20 protein-coding genes are annotated in these 20,043 nt (G+C 37.1%); 5 read left to right on the top strand and 15 right to left on the bottom strand.

Features of this window, described 5'->3' with window-relative positions; all coding sequences use genetic code 11:
- Nucleotides 1–443 precede the first annotated feature (443 nt).
- Genes C564_RS0121370 through C564_RS0121360 form a run of 3 tightly spaced genes read left to right on the top strand, consistent with a single transcriptional unit; the run spans nucleotide 444 to nucleotide 4,135 of the window.
- Nucleotides 444–2,147, top strand: coding sequence for a molecular chaperone HscC (locus C564_RS0121370; RefSeq protein ID WP_018766764.1), 1,704 nt, complete (start codon nucleotides 444–446; stop codon nucleotides 2,145–2,147).
- Nucleotides 2,144–3,442, top strand: coding sequence for a J domain-containing protein (locus C564_RS0121365; RefSeq protein ID WP_018766763.1), 1,299 nt, complete (start codon nucleotides 2,144–2,146; stop codon nucleotides 3,440–3,442). The genes C564_RS0121370 and C564_RS0121365 overlap by 4 nt, the downstream gene beginning before the upstream one ends.
- Before the next feature lie 12 nt (nucleotides 3,443–3,454).
- Complete coding sequence (locus C564_RS0121360; protein WP_018766762.1) at nucleotides 3,455–4,135, top strand: DUF1266 domain-containing protein; 681 nt, start codon at nucleotides 3,455–3,457, stop codon at nucleotides 4,133–4,135.
- 355 nt (nucleotides 4,136–4,490) lie between these two features.
- On the opposite strand, the gene C564_RS0121355 is transcribed toward C564_RS0121360, so the two are convergent.
- From C564_RS0121355 to C564_RS0121330, 6 genes are all read right to left on the bottom strand, one after another.
- Entirely contained in the window at nucleotides 4,491–4,997 is a 507-nt protein-coding gene (locus C564_RS0121355; protein ID WP_231382344.1) for a hypothetical protein, read from the bottom strand.
- Nucleotides 4,998–5,128: 131 nt separating this feature from the next.
- The gene (locus C564_RS0121350; protein ID WP_018766760.1) at nucleotides 5,129–5,596 is read right to left on the bottom strand and encodes a DUF2004 domain-containing protein; all 468 of its coding nucleotides are present in this window, start codon (nucleotides 5,594–5,596) and stop codon (nucleotides 5,129–5,131) included.
- Nucleotides 5,597–5,655: 59 nt separating this feature from the next.
- Entirely contained in the window at nucleotides 5,656–5,844 is a 189-nt protein-coding gene (locus C564_RS0121345; RefSeq protein WP_018766759.1) for a DnaB-like helicase N-terminal domain-containing protein, read from the bottom strand.
- Nucleotides 5,841–6,713 carry a DnaD domain-containing protein gene (locus C564_RS0121340; protein WP_018766758.1) on the bottom strand — a complete coding sequence of 291 codons (873 nt, stop codon included), beginning with the start codon at nucleotides 6,711–6,713 and terminating at the stop codon, nucleotides 5,841–5,843. The genes C564_RS0121345 and C564_RS0121340 overlap by 4 nt, the downstream gene beginning before the upstream one ends.
- A 277-nt stretch (nucleotides 6,714–6,990) precedes the next feature.
- Nucleotides 6,991–7,335 (bottom strand): DUF2185 domain-containing protein, encoded by a 345-nt coding sequence (locus tag C564_RS0121335; RefSeq protein WP_003209416.1) that lies wholly within the window; start codon nucleotides 7,333–7,335, stop codon nucleotides 6,991–6,993.
- Between the two features lie 313 nt (nucleotides 7,336–7,648).
- On the bottom strand, nucleotides 7,649–9,118 hold the full coding sequence (locus tag C564_RS0121330) for a TROVE domain-containing protein (protein ID WP_003202640.1): 1,470 nt from the start codon (nucleotides 9,116–9,118) through the stop codon (nucleotides 7,649–7,651).
- Nucleotides 9,119–10,054: 936 nt separating this feature from the next.
- On the opposite strand from C564_RS0121330, the gene C564_RS0121325 reads away from it, so the two are divergent.
- Nucleotides 10,055–10,483 carry a hypothetical protein gene (locus tag C564_RS0121325; protein WP_003202638.1) on the top strand — a complete coding sequence of 143 codons (429 nt, stop codon included), beginning with the start codon at nucleotides 10,055–10,057 and terminating at the stop codon, nucleotides 10,481–10,483.
- A gap of 264 nt (nucleotides 10,484–10,747) precedes the next feature.
- Here C564_RS0121325 and C564_RS0121320 read toward each other — a convergent pair whose 3' ends face one another.
- The 4 genes from C564_RS0121320 to C564_RS0121305 form a co-directional block, all read right to left on the bottom strand.
- On the bottom strand, nucleotides 10,748–11,392 hold the full coding sequence (locus C564_RS0121320) for a hypothetical protein (protein ID WP_018766757.1): 645 nt from the start codon (nucleotides 11,390–11,392) through the stop codon (nucleotides 10,748–10,750).
- Nucleotides 11,389–11,505 (bottom strand): Imm3 family immunity protein, encoded by a 117-nt coding sequence (locus C564_RS36285; RefSeq protein WP_018766756.1) that lies wholly within the window; start codon nucleotides 11,503–11,505, stop codon nucleotides 11,389–11,391. Before C564_RS36285 ends, C564_RS0121320 begins: the two co-directional genes overlap by 4 nt.
- A 114-nt stretch (nucleotides 11,506–11,619) precedes the next feature.
- On the bottom strand, nucleotides 11,620–12,105 hold the full coding sequence (locus tag C564_RS0121310; protein ID WP_018766755.1) for a hypothetical protein: 486 nt from the start codon (nucleotides 12,103–12,105) through the stop codon (nucleotides 11,620–11,622).
- Between the two features lie 81 nt (nucleotides 12,106–12,186).
- Complete coding sequence (locus tag C564_RS0121305) at nucleotides 12,187–12,546, bottom strand: hypothetical protein (protein WP_018766754.1); 360 nt, start codon at nucleotides 12,544–12,546, stop codon at nucleotides 12,187–12,189.
- Between the two features lie 119 nt (nucleotides 12,547–12,665).
- Here C564_RS0121305 and C564_RS0121300 point away from each other — a divergent pair, with 119 nt between their 5' ends.
- Nucleotides 12,666–13,292 carry an FMN-binding negative transcriptional regulator gene (locus C564_RS0121300; RefSeq protein WP_003209412.1) on the top strand — a complete coding sequence of 209 codons (627 nt, stop codon included), beginning with the start codon at nucleotides 12,666–12,668 and terminating at the stop codon, nucleotides 13,290–13,292.
- 407 nt (nucleotides 13,293–13,699) lie between these two features.
- On the opposite strand, the gene C564_RS0121295 is transcribed toward C564_RS0121300, so the two are convergent.
- Genes C564_RS0121295 through C564_RS0121275 form a run of 5 tightly spaced genes read right to left on the bottom strand, consistent with a single transcriptional unit; the run spans nucleotide 13,700 to nucleotide 20,032 of the window.
- On the bottom strand, nucleotides 13,700–13,978 hold the full coding sequence (locus C564_RS0121295; protein WP_018766753.1) for a hypothetical protein: 279 nt from the start codon (nucleotides 13,976–13,978) through the stop codon (nucleotides 13,700–13,702).
- Entirely contained in the window at nucleotides 13,950–15,587 is a 1,638-nt protein-coding gene (locus C564_RS0121290) for an SWIM zinc finger family protein (protein WP_018766752.1), read from the bottom strand. The genes C564_RS0121295 and C564_RS0121290 overlap by 29 nt, the downstream gene beginning before the upstream one ends.
- On the bottom strand, nucleotides 15,563–16,669 hold the full coding sequence (locus tag C564_RS0121285) for a VWA domain-containing protein (protein WP_018766751.1): 1,107 nt from the start codon (nucleotides 16,667–16,669) through the stop codon (nucleotides 15,563–15,565). The genes C564_RS0121290 and C564_RS0121285 overlap by 25 nt, the downstream gene beginning before the upstream one ends.
- A complete protein-coding gene (locus tag C564_RS0121280) occupies nucleotides 16,659–18,965 on the bottom strand; it encodes a DUF5682 family protein (protein ID WP_018766750.1) in 2,307 nt (768 codons plus the stop codon). The genes C564_RS0121285 and C564_RS0121280 overlap by 11 nt, the downstream gene beginning before the upstream one ends.
- The gene (locus tag C564_RS0121275) at nucleotides 18,926–20,032 is read right to left on the bottom strand and encodes an ATP-binding protein (protein ID WP_018766749.1); all 1,107 of its coding nucleotides are present in this window, start codon (nucleotides 20,030–20,032) and stop codon (nucleotides 18,926–18,928) included. Before C564_RS0121275 ends, C564_RS0121280 begins: the two co-directional genes overlap by 40 nt.
- Between the last annotated feature and the right edge of the window lie 11 nt (nucleotides 20,033–20,043).

Below are 20,043 nucleotides of genomic sequence, written 5' to 3'. Positions count from 1 at the left end.
AGACTTGATGCTTCCGCCTAATTATGTAAGTACAAACTATACAATATGTAACTTCTAACCATTCTTCCTTAATCTTCTTCTCTCTTTTTCTAACCGTCTAAAAATCACACATATAACACCGCCCGCCACTGTAAACAGAATGCCAGGCACCAATAATAAAAGTCCCCCTCCACTCATCCAAATTAACGCTATTCCTAAAATCAAACATATAATTCCAATTATCATCTGACCTCTTTACCACCCTTTACATAAAATTTTCCCATGTTTGTAAAAACATTCTGATGAAATTATACCTCTTCACTTATAACAAACTCAACACTACTAAACTATCTGTTTCTCCCCCTTTCCTTCAAGAAATAAAACCCTACGATTCCACTTTTCTCATACTATATATTATTATAATAATATATAGTATGATAGAGTAAAAACGAGAGGAGATTATTATGGCAACGATTGGAATTGACCTAGGAACAACGAATAGTTTAGTAGCCTATTGGACGGATCATGGTGCAGCCCTTATCCCAAATGCACTTGGCGAATATCTTACACCATCTGTCATCAGCGTTGACGAGAGCGGTGAAGTTTTAGTCGGACGCATCGCCAAAGAACGGCTGATTACCCATCCGCACGTTACAGCATCAACGTTTAAGCGATTTATAGGAACAGAGAAAAAATACGAGTTAGGTATGTATACATTTTCTTCAGAAGAACTTTCATCTTTTATCATTCAATCTTTAAAACAAGATGCAGAAGCTTATTTAAACGAAGCGGTTACTGGTGCTGTCATTAGCGTACCTGCTTATTTCAACGATGCTCAGCGCAAAGCGACAAAACGAGCTGCTGAAATTGCTGGATTAAAAGTTGAACGTCTCATTAGTGAGCCAACGGCAGCTGCTATCGCTTACGGACTGTATCAGGAAGCGGCAGAGACAAAATTTCTTGTATTTGATTTAGGCGGCGGTACATTTGACGTGTCCATTTTGGAATTATTTGAAGGAGTTATGGATGTGAAATCAATCGCCGGCGATAATTACCTTGGAGGCGAAGACTTCACAAACAGTCTCATGTCCTTTTTCTTAGAGTCACACCAGCTCGATTCTGATTCCCTTGACTCAAAAACACTATCTTTAATTTATACACAAGCAGAACGTTGCAAACTAACACTATGTAATGAACCTGCCGCAAATATGAAAGTCGTTATTCATAATAAGACGTACGAAACTCGCATCAATAGAAGCGAATTTGAAAAATTAGTAACCCCGCTTCTCTTACGGCTTCGCTATCCGATTGAACGCGCACTTCGCGATGCGTCGCTAAACCCTAAAGATTTAGATGCTGTCATTCTAATTGGCGGTGCGACAAGAATGCCGCTTATCAAATCCGTCATTTCTAAAATGTTCGGACGCATGCCTCATGCGAATATTAATCCTGATGAAACGGTTGCTTTAGGTGCTGCGATTCAAGTTGCTTTAAAGGAACGAAACAAAGCACTAGAAGAAGTTATCTTAACGGATGTTTGTCCATATACGTTAGGAACTAGTGTTGTTCAAGCATTAGGAAATGGACAACAAGAATCCGGATACTTCTTCCCGATTATTGAACGAAATACACCGATTCCTGTAAGTCGAGTGGAACGACTTTATACTGTCAATGATAGACAACACTCCATACTTGTCGATGTTTATCAAGGAGAAAACCGCTTGGTTAAAAATAACTTAAAACTTGGCGAACTTAAAATTAAAGTCCCTCCTGCTCCTGCTGGACAAGAGGCGATTGACATTCGTTATACATATGACATAAATGGCATTCTCGAAGTCGAGGTAATAAGTACAACGACTGGAGAGAAAAAAAGAGCAATTATCCAACAAAATGCCGGAAATCTTACAGAAAAAGAAATTGAAGCTAGACTACTAGAATTGAAGGAAATTAAAATTCATCCACGAGACCGGTCCGAAAATCGATTGCTGCTCGCAAAAGGCGAACGGCTCTATGAAGAGTTACTCGGTGACGAACGCCAGAAAGTCGCAATCTTGTTACAGCAATTTGAAAATGCGCTCACAACGCAAAATGATAAAAAAGTGAAAGAAGCCGCTCATATATTAAAAGAGCATTTAGAGAATATTGAAAGGTGGATCAGTCATTCATGAGCATTTGGGAAACGTTAGAAATTGAGCCTACCGATAATATTGCAGCTATTAAAAAGGCTTATGCAAAACTTCTAAAGATTTATCATCCCGAAGACGATCCTGAAGGATATCAGAGGCTGAGAGAAGCATTTGATAAAGCGATAAAAAGCGCAAAACAAATGAAGACCGCACCTCCCTCTCAACTAGAAAAAACAGATGAAAACGAAGAAAATTCCTATATCCATCCTGTATCTCCTACATGGATGGATGGTGACGCTGAACTTGCCGCTACTCTCGTTTCAGAACATCCCGTTCACGCATTTACGGAAAAAATTGAGACGCTGTATAACGATTTCTTTGCACGAATCGAACCGAAAAATTGGGAAGACTTATTAAGTTCCGATGTGATATGGGACGTAGAACATGCGGCAGTGATTCAAGATAGATTAATAGAATTTTTACACTATCATTACCATTTCCCCCGCTCGATTTGGGAACTTCTCGACAATGTATTTCGCTTTAGTGAACAAAGAGAGGAGTTGGAATTTGAATATAGTGAAGAAACAGTGCAGTTTTTGCTAGAGAGAATTAGCGGCGAGAAGGAAATGCGTTATGATGTTTTCAAGACAAGTGATGATTTAGATTTTGAAGCGTATTTTCATTTACGTGAAGAAGTCCAGCTCACACTTATGAATAATAACTTAGAAGCAGCAAAAAGTGCACTCGATTTTGCATACGAGCTTTATCAAGAAGATCCGGAACTTTTACGTATGCAGGGCATTTATTATTTGCGCATAGAAAATAAAGAACGTGCGTTACAATCATTCAATGACATACTTGCCATTTGCCCGGATGACCTAGATGGTTTACTTTATCGGGCCCAGATTTACTATGACCGCGGACAGTTTGCAGATGCTATCAAGGACTGTGAGCATCTACTGTCGATTGAGCTGGAGCATATGGACGCACAATTCTTAATAGTGAAGTATTCGTTCGAATCAGGTGATATAGAAACTGTAGCCACTAGGGCGTTGGATGTGGTAAAGCGTTATGTGGAACGCTTCGAATTTCGTTCATACTGTATTCGAATTCACACTGAAATTCCAGAGAAAAGACAGAAACAAGAAATAAATATGAAGTTTATTATCAGATATGCGCTATACTTTTTATTTCTATTTATTAGCCGTACCTGGGTTTATTTCGTCTTTATGATTCTTATTGTTTTAACCCCATTACCATCTAAATATGCATTACTTCTCCTACTCCCACTTATCTGGGAAGCATGGAAATTCGTTAGGCTTAAAACATTAGCATAAGGAGGAGACAGAATGCCTGTTTTATATAAAAGAAAACGAGAGAAACAGCTCGAACTATATTTCCGCTGTCTGTCTTCCGTTTGTTTGAGTTGCGTTTACCTTACAAACTATTTTACCCGATATGAATTTACCCTTATCAGAGACCGCTTTATTGGGAAACGTTTTTTGAAGAACGTGTTATGGACATGGCAAATCGAAAATTCGACGGAGTTAAAAGAGAAAATCATTTGGTTTTTAGAAGAAGGAACACGGCAGGAATTTAATCATATACGCCATCAATTGACTCCTCTTTCCGAGGCAGCGCGAAAGCAATTATCGAAAGACAATCCTAACTATGAAAAACTTTATATTGCTAATTACGGATTACATATTTTGACGGATTCCGGAATTGCAGCGTTTGATTATGCATGGTGTATCTGTTTATGCCGGGTCGGTAGAAGACTCGGTTATTTATCAAAACAGGAAGCAAAAAACTTTATGATACAGGCTGCACGACTTTCACAACATTCTTATTCAGATTGGCACGAGTATTTTAACGCCTTTCGTATCGGCAGCCACTTTAACGCAAATGATATAGAATTCATAAATAAAGATAAATATAATATTAATTACGTATCGCTCCTGTTTGATTATAAAAAAACTCTATTGAGTGTTGTTCCATGGGAAAATAATCTACTTAAAGATTTAAGTTAAATCATGCTATGCTTCTTAACCAAATTGATAAAAAATCCTAGGAACTATGATTTCCTGGGATTTTATTTACATATAAGGTATTTGATAAACTTAGAAGAATCCACTTCTAATAACATAAAAAACTGATTCTTGCAGGAAGAAGTGCTTACATTGATTAAATTGGAAACGTAAATCCTAGTGCTTGGGGAGTAAGCAGTCATGTATATGACACTAATAATTTATCTCCTACTTTGACATGCGGTGATCCACCAAGAATATTAATAGAAAATACACAAAAATAGCATATCTAAGGGGGAAATTATCCATGAAGACACATACAGTTTATAGTAAAAAACAAGCCGTTATCTTTTGCGTATTAATCCCACCACTTTTCCTCATCAGAAACCCATATATTTTTCTGTAAGTCAAATGATTGATTAGCATCATGAAAACCACAATAGGCAGGTAACTTTATACTTCCTCCATTTGCTTTATTCCAGCAATCAACAAACCATTCCACAAGGGTTTTTTCCTCATCTTCCGATATGATCTCATCGTTTTCTTCATAAAACTCCCAGAACTCGTCTGATTTATCATAAGAAAGGTTATAGTATGATATACGTTCGAGTAATTCATGACTTCCTGCAAAAACACTGCTATCGTTTCCTTCGTAAAAAACCTCACTTGCTTCTCTATTCATAGAAAACATCATGATAGAAAGGTCAAACGATCCGATAAAAATCATAAAATCTACTAACTCTATTTTACTGTAATAATTAAAATTAAGAATTTCTCTTATATTATGAATCAACCTTTCTGAATTTTTTTCAAGATTTTCTTTTACCGAGCTAATGTATGTATCTTTTGTAAACAATTCATTCACCTCATGCTTCATTTTAATTTAAATATAAATTAAAACTCTTTACACATAATATAATTGAGCGTCTTCTTTTCTTCATCAATTTCATATTTTAAAAGAAAACTCTAAGCTATCTTTATATTACTTCACCCTATTCAAATCGCAACATCCTGATAGCCCACTTCGGTTACCTTTTCATTTATAAGAAGAAGACCTAAACCATTTTCCATATCCCATGTACAGTCGAAGGTGAGTCCGATCCCTCGACCTTCAAAAATACCCGCATACGGAACAACAATTCCAACTAGACTTATCCTATTAAGAAGTTGATCAGTTGTTTCAATTAAAGGATAATGTTCATTAAATTCAATATCATAACCAAGCTCATACCTTTTTTGTTTATAATAATCTAAAATCGGTTGCAAAATACTTTGTTGCACTTGCTCCCAATTTTTCATCAATGAATCATATGATTCATATTGTTCTTTATCAAATCCACTCTCCTCTTCGCCATCTACCATTAACGCTATCTTAGCTTCCTTTCCACAAAACGTTATAGTAGTGTACCTTACCCATCCGTAATTATATTCAAGTTCACCAAAAACGGCATCGTTTATTATCATTTTAAGATCTCCTTTTTCTAATTCTTCAAGCTCCATCCAAAACTAGCATGCAAGTTAATCTACTTAAGTAAAATTATCTTGTCTAACTGCAGCTCGTCTTCCTCTATTTTTCGTATCAACTTGAATATAGCTTGATACACACCCATAGAAAAGTACCGCTCAATCAGGTGACACTCCTTAATTAGTTCACCATCAAGAAGCAAAGATCCTAACACCATTTGTTCCGCCTCGATATGTTGAATACTCACGGCTGCCACCCTTGTTCCTGCAAGAACTTCTGTAATTCTTCCTCAGACGGAACATTCTTCTTCCACTCTTCACATTCCTCCAAAAACTTCTCCGTTTCATTAACAACAGACGATTCCTTCTTCCGGAATTTCGCTGCTGCTTCCTCTACTTCACTGAGCTTCGTATATCCTTTCCCATGCCAATCTCGTAAAATCCCCTTCACATAAGCAAGCGTCCGCTTATTATTTTCATAGGCAATCTGAAGTGCCTTTAGTACAAGCTCCTCCGACAAATCCGTAACCCATTCACTTAATTCCTCCGCTGCATATGATGACAAACTACCGAAGTTTTGTTCATAAAACGTGAATACACTGCTACCTGGATTCGCTTTTTCTTCTACTTCTTCTACTTTCTCATCCTGTGCACAACCTTGAAAAACTTCTTGCGGAATCACATCAGATACTTCAACCGGCATTCCGAAATGCTCTAGCAATAGCTGAATATTCAACTCTTCCTCGAGGCATCTTTGAAGAAACATATGTACAAACTTTTTATTTTTCACAGTCTTTAACTCACGTAACACACACTTTTCTATGTTCGTATTCGTAACAGGGTTATAACGTAACCAATTTAGAACATATAACTCCTTCGTTTTCGCGTCATATAATATCTTTCCATACGCAACAAACCTCTGCAACAACTTCTCAACCGTTTCACGATTATACCCCGTTTCCATCTCTACCAAACGTAGTGGCAGTGGGTAAATCCCGCATTGTCTTGTCTTCGAACATGTCAGCAAATACATATAAAAGTAGCGCTCCTCCGGCGTTAAATCAAGTACAAACTCATCTTGCCAAAAATTCACCTGTACACTCCGGTATACTCCCATGTTTCTTCCTCCCGCCCTGTTAGTGGTAAATATAGAATTGGTACTCCTTCTATATATAGGATTGCAGGCAGGAATTTGGTGGATTTATTTTATAATTTTTACTAGTACTAGAATGTTACTTTTTTATTTTTTCATAGTAGTTCTTGTAGTTGTTTTTTCTTTTGTTTATTTAATGATTTATTACTTGGTAGGGGTTTATAAGGGGGTTGGAAGAGGCTTATAAGGGGCTTGTTTGTCATCTACTGAAGAACTTATAAAATAGAGCTACATGAAAAAACTAGTTTTGTTTTATAAGTTCATTAATGGTCACTTCTTTATCGGCGACTACATCATAAAATCCAATATGAATACCTTCTTCATATAGCCAGCATAGATCCGTTCCATAAGGCGCTTCAAAAATCTCAAACATTACAGGGGCGATTTTAAAAATAGATTCCGCGTTTAAAATGATGAAATTATCCGCATGATTCACATATTCATCAGTATCATCTATAGCATACAAATTCCAGCCATTTAATTGCGGGATAGAACTTTCTTGTCTAAATGAATATCTAACTGGTTTTCCAGCCAGAATATTTTTTGAAACGACAAAACCACCATACTCACTATTATTTATTTTCATTTTCAAACTCCTTAATACTTGAATTAACAGCATGCTTTATTAAAATTTCATAAACTAGTTTCATCTTATCAGTAGGCAATTTATTGTTTGTTACTATCCAGTTGCTTTTGTAGTTAATCTATCCTCGCCAAGATTAGCTAACAGCTCAAATCATAGAAATGGACGAGCAGCTCCAGGTAACCCTGCTTTAATTAGAAAATCATTGGTTTCTTAAAATAAAGATTATGAGTTTCTTTTTTATTGCATCATGGTTAACTAGACCTGCCGTTATCCTAATTATTCCGTCTTCTAAATAAAAAGAGTGTAACAAAAATTATTGATAATTTTCGATAGCCGAAATAAGGGAACCTGTTCCTTCTTCCGCATAATGAATGAAGTCCAAACATTTTTCACTCCAGCCACCGATTAAATTTGTTTTCTCTCCTACGAATTGTTGATTACCGTAACTATTTAAATTGAAAGAGTGAACCCAAACATCAGGATTCATTTCACGACGATATGTTTCAAGAAGAATTTGTGAAGAATTGTCTCCATACCTATCTCCGTACACTTGCTCATCAGAGAAGACAAGAATGCGGTCAACTTTGATTTTGTGATCTAATAAATATTTGATAGAAAGATGTAAGTTTGTTCCATATCCATGTTTATTCACTTCTGATAAAAATGTGTTCATGTTCTCTAAAATACCAGAACGGGTAGAAACATTTATCGCTTTGAAATCAGTTGCGAATACAGATGTAATAGAATTATCACAGAAGGAGTGTGCCATTGCCATCATTAGTGTAGCAATATCTGCACATTTAACACTCCCATCTTTTGAAACAGGATAACATGTCATAGATCCTGAGATATCTGCTGTCATAAATGTTGTTCCTGATAATCTCGGCATGTTTGTAACAGATGCTTCAATTGCGTCATTCAATATATCTAATAATTCGCTTCCTGCTTGTGGTAATTTTTCTTGCACAACACGATATGCTGAAAAAAAGCGAAATGGTAATTGTTTTGATTTTTTTACTCGCTCAGGATCGCGAAGAATGTTATATACTGTATCAATATTTGAGGCACCTGAATTTACGATATTGCGAAGGTTACGAAGTAAGGCCATATAACCCACTTTTCCGCTATCAATTAATTCTTCCCACACTTCTTTTTTGTTTCCTTTTTGAGAAAGCTGTGTTTCCCATGTATATGGTACTTGCAGTGTGTTTTCTAACAAACTTTTATACAGTTCGTAACGTTCTGTTCCTTTTTTGGCAGATGGGCTTACTAAACGGAATACATCTTTCAATGTAACGTCTTTTCCTGTGCGATTGTATTTTTCTAATTGATATTCATCAAATGTAGAAAAGGCATCTGCTAACCCCTTTTTCAAAGAGTTTGGAATTGGATTTTCCCGACCGTATACCCCTAATTGATATGCCATTATTTCTGTTACATCATCCGGACGCTGCGCAATACGAGAAACTGTTTGACGAGCATATTTACGACCTTCAGGGTGGTTTGCAAGTTCTACTGCTAATACATGTGTAACAGAACGCATGTAGAACACTTCACGTGCATAGACTGCTAAACTTGCAACAAATTTAGGGTCTCTGTCCATGATTTGTTTTGCAGTAGTAACTAATTCTTCGCTGTTATCACCATAAAATTTTGGCTCATTAAAAAAAGATGTTAATACCATCGTAACTAATTTATCTTTATCATACATTTTATAAGCTTTTCCGCCCTCTTTTGTATATGTTTGACGGCTTCCTTGAGAAGAATGATTAAACTTTGACATTATGATCTACCCCCAGAGATTTTTTGACACTACTGGTTGAAATACAAATAAAAAAGGCAACGTATATACGTTGCTCTTTTCACTCATTCCTAACACTTAAGAAATATTCAAAACAGGAATCGAATCCCACAAACACAATCCCTATATGACGAAGTAACTCCTACCTTAGTGTTATGAATCAAAGAAAAGTACGAATTCGGTGCGGACCTTTCCGCATCGATTAGGATCGAATCTATAGCACTTAATTTTAGCAAACGAAGCATTAGCTATCTACACTGTTCCTGTTATATATAATGTTTAAAGATTTGGGAGATAAGCGAAAAGGCTCATTACGTTGCTCTACCACTGAGCTACCTTCCAAAATGGGAAGGATGGGATTCGAACCCATGACACACGGCGTCCAAAGCGAAGAAATCCTTCTCTACACTACCCAAATCTATTAAATATGAATTATAAAAAAGGGAGATAGGCGGAAAGACTCAATATGTTGCTCTACCAAACTGAGCTACTCTCCTTATGTTTATAAAACATAAGGAGAGGCAAGGATTCGAACCTGCGACCTACCGCATGTAAGGCGAAGAAATTCTTTCCTACACTGCCCTTTTCTTTTTGTTACTTATTGATTTCATTATAATCGTTAATCAAAATCTTGGCAATTATTAGCACTTTTTAAAAATCTTATCTTTTTCGTCTATTAATCTTAAAGCTTCTGTATTTCACAATTTACTTAAATTAGATTGTATGAAAATAATATGTTAGACTAACTAGCAGATATACAAATTTTACATAAAACACCAATGAAATATACCTAATAAAACAAAAATGTATCCATTCTTGCATAAAAATTAAAAAAGAAAAAGTTTTCATCCTTAATCAATATGGTCTTTTGAAAAGAAATTGATTATTTACAAGACAAGAAGCTAGGAGATTTTAGATATGAAATATTTTGTAATAGAAGATGATGAATTATCAAATTGTGGTGAAGAGACAATATATGTTTTTGAACATAGCAAAGGAAAAAGCAGTTACGACACGATTAAAACCTTGGAAGATTTTGCAGCAAAGTGCCAATTCATTGAACGAAGAAATATGCATTGGTTTTGGTATAAAGGAAAACACGTTGAAGATATGCCTATGTGGGAATTTGAAAAAAAATTTAGGGCTGAACAAGAAGAACTGAAAACACTATCCCAAGAAGAATTCACAGAATTGAGAAACAGATATGCCCCCCTTATTAAACCTATCGAGTTCCCTATTGAAGGAATCAGAATTGCTTATGCTTATGAACCAGAATGGAATGATGAATTTTTTGTTATGGAAACGGAAGAAAGTTATTTTGCTGTTTATTGGTTTACAACGGCTTAAAATAGCTTATTTTTTAAACATTCCTAAGAAACTACAAACGTTTATATAGGTGTGATTTGTCTGAAACTGGATAATCAACACCTGTGTAAACGTATGAAAAAGGACAAATAAGGTTACCTGTATCCAAACGATGGGGGCTAATCCGGTAGCATTTCGGCCATACAGAGTAAATCTTTTACTTTAACATTGTGATTTACTTCTCGCTACATGTTAAAGTATTTCTCCATATAATCACCATTTTTATTGTCACCAGTCACTTTTGTATTAACAATTATGCGTAACTTCTAACTCATTATTGGTATATATTGTTCCATAGGTAGCACAAAGTAACATACCACCACAAACCTCGCTACTCACCTGAAAATTTATGTTATCTTCATATGTATCTATGCTATTAGCTCTAATTGTATCTACAAGTTTTTTAAAATCAAGAACTGGTAAATATTTCGCTATAATTTCATAACTTGATAAATTACCTTCATTATTATATGCATTATATTCTTGAATTTCTTTATAGATAGGACTTGGACTATACGGATCATGTTTCAATTGTCCATTTTCATCTTCGAATTTTTTTATTTCTTCCTTAACTATATAATCTGGATAATCTTCACTGCCTTCATCTTCATCACCAAATTCCCAAAATGGATATTCTATATCACATAAGTGCGTTATAATCCACATTAGAAATTGCTCATTTATAAAACACACATTTGCTTCTAATTCCTTGAATCTATTACCATAATATTTTGTAGCTTTTTCTATCTTCTCTTCTTGGGACATATCATCCGTCGCCCCTGTTATATCGCATCCATCTAAATTTATAAAAATGCTATTAAACTTACCTAAAACACCTAAATCAACGGTTTCACTCCAGTAGGCTTCACCATCTCTATCGATTTTTATCATAATGTCCTCCATTCTGCTGCTATTGCCTCTCTATATCCTCTATTTAAACTTAAAAAATCATTATAGTCCTCTTTGATCGCTTCAAATAATTCGTTGTCTCCCCAATATTTCACTAAATCACCCGCACCCTATGTTAAAATAAAAAACACTTTTCGTGAAATGCAAACTATTTACCCGTCTAATTTTTTATTTGATTAAATTAAAGAAATAAGAATAGAGAAATCTCATCAATTCAATTTATACGCAACAATTTTCCCTTCTGGATCATTGCCATCCCAACCACAAGGAAAAGCACCAAATTTATATATATCAAACAATTCTTCAAAAAAGGAATTACTCTTTCCGTTTATTACTCTATTAATAGCACAGTTAGTAAGGTCAGCTACAACATCGTTATAAAATATACTATATTTAAATGGGCTTTTTCGCACATTATCATCAATAATTTCTAATAATTCTTCCAACCCTTTAGGCTTTTCATTTTCTGACATTGCATAATAACTACACCAAACTTCACTCATTTCCAATTCTCTAATATCTTTCCAACTATACTCATCATCACCAAATATCTCATCATAAGCGAAATGCTCTGCTTTTTCTATATCATTAATAATAACAATCTTATCGGAAATATTATGAGTAAGTTCACCCTGAAAACTTTTTGAAAACTGAATTACTTCTTCAACTAAATTACTAAATACACCATAGTTCATTACTTATTATACCTACTTTCTCTGAACCACCTAAGCTAAGAATTGTTGTGTAATCAAAACACTCATTAAGAACTCTATTCATTACGTACTGGTATCAACTAACCTATCATCGTAATCCTGTAATTCTTCCATAATTTCTTTTAATCGCTTCATATGATCAATAAATTCTTGGTGAGAAATTTCTTGATAATCAAAAATCCCCTCTCCATATTCATCACTTTCAAATATTTTTACTTTTGCGCCTAACTCCAACAAATTATCAACTAACCCTTTCAAACTCTGCATATCGTCAATATCGTTCGCATCCGTTTCAGCAAACCAATCTTCGTTTTCAATTTTATTTTTTATGTCTGTAATTCCTAAATCAGTATACTTTCTCAAAGGAACTATATAGTTATTAAGCGTACCATTAGGGCTTATTTTAATTGCGATTCTACTCATCTATTATTCTCCTTTTTGCTAAAACCCTTCTGTATTTTTTGAAAAATCATTTTATTTCAAATAAGCTATGTTATATTTTATTAATCATTATAGATTTTCACACTTTAAGGAGGATTTTTATGTATACACCTAAATATTTTGAAGTGCAAGATTCAGAACTTATTTTAGAACTTATCAAAAACTATTCATTTGGAACCTTAATATCTAGTACGAAAGACTTTCCAATTGCAACACACCTTCCGCTGGATATATATAATAAACAGGGACATACTTATTTATCTGGACATTTCGCTTATGCCAATCATCACTGGAAATTGTTAAAAGAAAATCCTCAAGTATTAGTTACATTTCTAGGGCCACATGCTTATGTCTCTTCTTCCTGGTACGCTCAAGAAAATGTACCCACATGGAATTATGTATCAGTCCATGTATATGGTACAGCTCAGCTCGTAGAAGGCGAAGAATTAGAGCTTATGTTAGCAAAAATGCTAAAGAAATATGAACAAGGTAGAGATAATGGAGTATTATGGGATACTTTAGATCCAAAATTTTTAAAACAAGAGATGAAAGGGATTGTAGGCTTCAAAATAAAAGTTGAGAAAGTCGAAACTTCCTTTAAGTTAAGTCAAAACCGAAATAATGATGACTACAAATCAATTACTCATAATCTTAAGAATGAAAAGGATGTCTCTGCAATAGAAGTAGCTAACTGGATGGAAAAAATCAGACCAATTAACGAAAATTAAGTTCAGCACCAAATCACGGGGTTGGCAGAAAGAAAAAACATACAAAAAGCGAAAATTCCTGTATTGTACTAATTGCCAGGACAATAACAAGGGAAAATTTTCGCTTTGCTTATTCATACTACTAATGATTTATCATGGTAATAGTAGGTTTTTAATGAAACACCTATCAAAATAATTAATAGATATTTTTACGAATACAATTAGAGTTAGGGGCATTAAAATGTCATCTCACTTATTTACTGTCACAGGTTTCTAATTCAAGTATCAAAAAACTTTTAACAACTAGAAATCAAGCAAAGATTCCCCTAAAATACTCTCCTGCTTCTTTCTTAGTTTCATCTTTATGATATTTATTAGTAGCTAAAATCTCCCTATAGCAGTATCTGCTACAACACCTTCTACCTTATCTATAAATGCAGCATTTCAGCCTTTATAACTTGAATATATTCCTGCAACTTACAAAACGCTTCTGTCAGTTTGTTTGTTTCTTCTTTATGAAGAAAGCGGGCCTTGTTTCGCTCTTCCTCTATGATAAGCACCTGCGTGGCAGCATAAGAAAGACCATACTTTTCGCATTCTCGTTTTATATCCTGAAAAAAGGAAAGAGGGACAGTCCCTGCTCCTGAGACAAGCATCTCATCTAGAACTTCTTCCAATTCATCGATTAGGCGCATTAACTCGATCATAGAACGTTCCCCCTTCACTCAGTGTAGTATTTATAATCTCTCCTGCTTCTGTATATAAAATGATAGGTGTAACAACGAGCTTTGTTCCTTCCTGATAAGGATGAACTAGCATTCTCTTTATATGCAACGAGTCCATATATATTTTTACAAGGCGAATCATTCGCTCATTTTCTGGTCGTTTCATCATTTGCATTTGCAATGTTTTCCCATTCTTATCGATAAGAGGTATGATCCATTTTTGTTCTTGCTTCTGAAACTTCCATTCTCCTATTTCAGCAACTTCGATACAAAAGACTCCTTGTTTATTTGCCTCTAGCCTTTGCTCTTTTACTTTTTTTAATAGTTCTTCCCATGAGGTTAAAAAGAGAGATTGCCACTCTGCCACATTTGTTTTTCCTTCCACTTCTCCTACTGTCTGTGAGCTAGATGACAATTGAAAATCGACGTTAAGTTTTGCCTGCTTCAATCGGACAGATGAACGAGATAGTTCGTATCCTTTCCCTGCAATTCCCCATGGAACTTGCCTTTCATGGAGTTCTTCAGGAATTGTGCTGCTCCCTTCATAAAACATGGAGCGCGACTGTGTGTATGTAATCCACTTTTCCTGTTCTCGATTATAGAAATAATACGTCACACCAACATAACCAGACTTCGTTTGCCAGCCAGATGCACCAAAAGCATGCAAAATAAGTGGTGGAACTTCGTAATATTCCGAACGAAACGGACTCTCTTGCAGATGGTGGCGCTCCAACAACAAAATGTGTTCATAAATCGCGGACACCGTTTGTCGATAAGATGCCATTTGAAAAGATGCATGCTTCATCCGATATAGCCCAATATCCGCCCCGAGCTTACGAAATAAATTCTCTAACTTTGCGAGTTTCAAAGAACGTGCTTTTACAGAAAGTTGTTCTATTTCATAGATTGTATTTTCGGTAAGGCGTGTTAATCCAAAGTGAACAATTTGCTCGATCATTTCTTTGAAAATAGATAGCTTATCCGGCGCAATGATAAGAGGATGCATCTGTTTCGTTTCATGCGAGATTCCTTTCTCTTTTTGATACCAATATACCGCTTCCGCCTTATGCCGGCATATCCCCTCTGCTTTGCACGTACAGATCGCATCCGCTACCGATTCAGCTGTTAGAAAGCGAACTGTTATATTCTCTTCTGGGAAAGTGGCAATTAAAGCCCCCTCTTCTTCTAAAACAAACTTTTGCTGAAATGTTTCGCGAAACATCATTTCTGCCCACATTTTTTCGGAGACAATACTGCGAACGTCCACATTCAAAAGAGCAGAGAAATCAACTTTTATGTTCTCTTCACCTTCGTACATCTTCTTTGCTTCTAACACAGCCATAATGACATGCTTACAAATCGTACGGGCTCCACAACTACAAGAGTAACTACGTATATCACCCGTAAACGTTACAGTAATTCCGTCATCAAGATGTATTTGCGCTGCACCCTCTTCTACGTCCATTTTGACATTTGATACAACGGCCAAATCCTTCATTGCTCTCTTATATGTTCCTTTATTGGACATGGCGATTAAGTATGTTTCATCAATAGAGGAAAGAACATTTAAGAAATGATTGTTGCGATCCATTGTGCCAACCTCCCTGGTGTTAACGCCGCTACATGAGCACCGAGCGCCGCCATTTTTTCAGCTGCCTGTTTATCATAAAAAGGCTGTGCAGTCGGATCAAGGGAGGTAAGCACGATCAGCTTTGCTCCTGATTCTACAATCTTCATCGCTTCTCGGTACATTTCATTGTAACTGCCACCTTCATATAAATCTGTTACAAGCACGACAATTGTTTTATGAGGCATCTCGATTTTATTCGTTGCGTAGCGCAGCGCCTGAGCAATATATGTTCCTCCCCCAAGCTGTACACTCATAAGCGTTTCCACCGGGTCGTCAATACGATCCGTTAAATCAACAACGGATGTATCAAAGATGAACAGATCTGTCTTAATCGTAGGTAAACTTGCAAAAATACCCGCCATAACTGCGCTATGAATAACAGAATCAATCATACTTCCGCTCTCGTCTACTGCGAGGATTACACGCCATGGGCTAACGTGCTTCGCGGCAGCATAAAAGTACGGTTTTTCAATATGAATGGCGTTTGTTTCCTTGTCAAAATGCTTTAAGTTCTTTCGAATCGTTTTCTTAAAATCAAAGTTGCGCATCGTACGTACGCGGCTAGAACGATTTCGATCCGGTCTACCACTTAATGCGTGCTTCACTTCTTGCTCTAAATTACGCCGCAACTCCTCAGCGACTTTCGCTACAATACGTTTAGCTGTGTCTAATACATCCGGTTTTACATAATCTTTAAATTGTAAAATGCATTTTAATAAATTCATATTCGGCTCCATTTTTTCAAGCGTTTGCTTATCTTGCAATAGAGCCGTTAATTCATACTTTTCTAGCGCATGATTTTCCATAATCTCAATGGTTTCTTTCGGAAATAACTCCCGCACTTTCGAAATCCAAGTCGGCACTGTTAGCTGAGAGGGATCTAGGGATCCACCGCGTTCTTCTCCGCGTTCCCGTTCGTACAAAAACTCCAGCACATCATCCATTTCTCTGTATGCAGGGTCTTCTTCCTGAAATGTGATTTGGTCATCCGCATGTTTCCCAAGAACAAGACGCCAGCGATTTAAAGAAATGTTATTCTTCATCTTCTAGCCCCCGTCTTATTAAAATTTCCCGTGCCTTGCGATCTAACTGTATTGCATACGTCAGCACTTCTTCGGAAATTGCTTCTTCTTTTATCACTTCTTCTGTGGCTCCATATAACCGCGCAATCTGTTTAGCAATCGTATCCACCTCAAGCGGCGTGAATTGACTGAACAAGAGGCGGAACTGCGGCAATACTTGTAAAAATGTCTCTTCATCAAGTTCTTCTAGAACATGAGACATTCCGTCAAGCAGCGATTCGTTATATAAGAAGATATCTTTTGCGCCAGCAAACAAACCATTCAAAAATATCGGAGCTTGCTTTTGCATATCGCCACTTCCATAAAAATATCCTTCTGCCACTTGCATTACCTCATCGATTTTCCGCTTCCCTAAAGAAGTTAACAGCCCAAATACTGCCCCTTCTACTTGGCTTTCTCGTTTTTCCCTTTGCAAATAAAGCTCCAGTGCTTCAATAAATTGCTGGTCTGCAGGCTGCATTGTATACAAATCGATAAGTTTTTCCGCAATAATTGCTGGTTCGCCCCCATCTAAAACAGAAAATAACGAAAGTGCTTTATGTCTAGCATGATCCGCTTGCTGATTTACTTTTTCTATTTGTGATAAATAGTAAGCACAATCTGCCATAGAAGCAAAATCTCCATCCGCCTGTATTGCTTCATCTATAAACTGATTGTACATAGCGAAATCGGAAAACAAACCGCTTAAGTAGGCCTCTAGCAATAAAAGAGCCACCTCTCCAGCCCGTCCTTTTGCCTTATACAACTTTGCCCTTAGCATTTCCTGCGCAGCTTCTCTCACCGTTCCGCCATACACAGATAAATCAATCAGAGCACTTTCTACTTGTGCTGAAAAACGATACTTCCAAGTTTCTCGCATAAGATTAATATTCTGCTTTCTAGCTAGGTTTGGGCCGCGCAGCTTCTCGCAAAACGGAACTCCTAAAAAAGCGAGGCAATGAAAGAATTGACTTAAACGCAAGTGCCTTTCTTTCTTGTATATGTCAAGAATCGTCTCCTGTGGTACAGTAGAACGCACCGGAAGACGAAACGAACGAACAGAAGCACGAAAATCATGCACGAGCGGCGGCACATCCGCTTCTTTTGACAATTCCCCGCGCTTCGCCCCATGCAAACTCTTCTGAAGCAGCGCTAAAGGCTTATTTGCCGAGAATATCTCACCTTTCACGAATGCACTACGCACTGCATCCATCAGTTCATACAATCCAGGTTGCATCTTTCCCCGAAGCAGTGCAAGTTCACGTATCATTCGCGCAGCCTCAATCTCATCTGCCATTGATATTCCTTCTGCCTTTAGCTGTCTAGCAATTCGTATCATAAATTGCTCAGCTACCGCTTCATCCCTGTTCTCCCAAATATGTTGGTAAAAAGCAGGTGCAGGCATACCGCTCTCATAGCCACGCATCTGATCGCTTTCCAAAAAAGAATACGGCATAAGGTAGTTTTTGGCATACGCTTTAGATAATGGGCTTTTGGACAGCTTTTTCTTTTTCCCTTCCAATTCAAGAAGCCCTTTCACATGAAAGCCTCCGGTAATAACGAGCACCTTGTCATACACTTTACACGCTTTTTCAATTTCCTTTTCCATGTGTATCTCCCTGGCTTCGCAACCGTCTTCTATCAACATCTCCTGCGTATAGTCCGCACGCGTATAATAACAATAATCGAAGAGCTGACGGACAAACTCCTCACTTGTCATATGAAAGCCTTGCAGTTCAAAATATTTCTCCCAAAATTCATGGAAACTTCGGCACCCCGTTTTTTCCGAAAGCATACGGACATATTGACTATGCCGGAAATATTGCTCGTCATACTTCCCATTCTCTTCCTCATTTTTCGTTGCAAACAAATATTCTTTATAAGGAAGATCAATAAATGAAACTGGAATATTGCGCGCAGCTCCTTCCCGCAGCGCGACAAGTTCCGGTGAATAGTCGAGAAAGGGATAGTACGCACGGTACTTTCCACTTTCTCCTCTTTCAAGCACATCCGTTTTATCATCATAACTGCAATATATACAAATTGGAGCCTCACTTTCTGCACTCACAATATGCGGAATAAGAGGGTTGCAATCTATCGGTCCTTCTATAAGAATCGCATCCGGTTTATAGAATTTAACGATCTTTTGTACATGAAAAGAGCACGCAGGACTATGATGGCGAATTGGCACGTATACGACGTTGTGATCTAAATTGTAAGCTCTTTGAAACAATGCATTTACTTCAGCTGATTGCGAGCTTCGAAAAACGACTTCCATACCTCTCCTCCTACTTGACCTCGCGCCCTAACGATGCTTGTAAAGTAACTGCGCAGCTTTTCTAAATCATCCTTGTTTTCTTTCGCAATTGTGCCCGATAAATACCGAACAAGCGCATCCATCTTCACCTGTCCGCTTCCATAATAGTACGCGTCCATTGCACTTTGATAATATACCGATACCGCTTCTGCGGTACTCATTACGGAAGATGGCTGATCAATTCGTTTTCCTTCAGCAGTTACACCTTCCCGTAGTTCATGAAAAACAGTCGCTAGCAGCTGAACAACCGTCTCATCCACTTTTGGTGTGATGCCTGATGCTCCTAATAAGCGCGTTACTTGTGACTCTATTATTTTTGCTTCAAGCTTTACATCCTTAATCGGATGCACCGTTTCAAAATTAAAACGACGCTTCAATGCACTACTCATCTCATTCACACCGCGATCTCGTGTGTTAGCCGTCGCAATAATATTAAATCCAGGCTTAGCTGTAAGAATTCCTTGCTCCCCAAACTCCGGAATATTTAGTACTTTATCGCTCAGAACGCTGATCAATGAATCTTGCACTTCCTGCGGACAGCGAGTCAATTCTTCAAATCTAGTTAATATCCCTTGTTCCATCCCAACAAAGAGAGGTCCTGGCACAAGCGCCTCCCTTACAGGCCCTTTCGCAAGAAGAAGTGCATAGTTCCACGAATACTTAATCGTATCTTCCATCGTAGCAGCTGTTCCTTGCACAGTGTTACGGCTATTTCTGCATATTGCGGCAGAAAGCAGCTCGCTTAGCATCGTCTTTGCTGTTCCTGGCTCTCCGATTAACATAAGTCCTCGGTTTCCTGCTAATGTGACAATTGCTCGTTCCACAAGCGCATCATTACCATAAAACTTACGACTAATTTCCACTTCTTTTCCTTCTAAAAGAAGCGGTTCTTCTTGTCCGATAATAAACGTCCGAACGGCACGCGGTGACAATCGCCAGTTAGGTGGTTTCGGAAACGAATCATTCGCTTCTAACGCATTCAATTCTATTTCATATAATTCTTCCATTAATGGTTTAATAGACTGCATATGTCAGTTCC

The organism is Bacillus sp. 105MF, from assembly GCF_000374885.1.
Lineage (GTDB): Bacteria > Bacillota > Bacilli > Bacillales > Bacillaceae_G > Bacillus_A > Bacillus_A pseudomycoides.
Note: the sequence above shows the minus strand (reverse complement) of the source record. Positions and strands in the feature narration are given on the sequence as shown.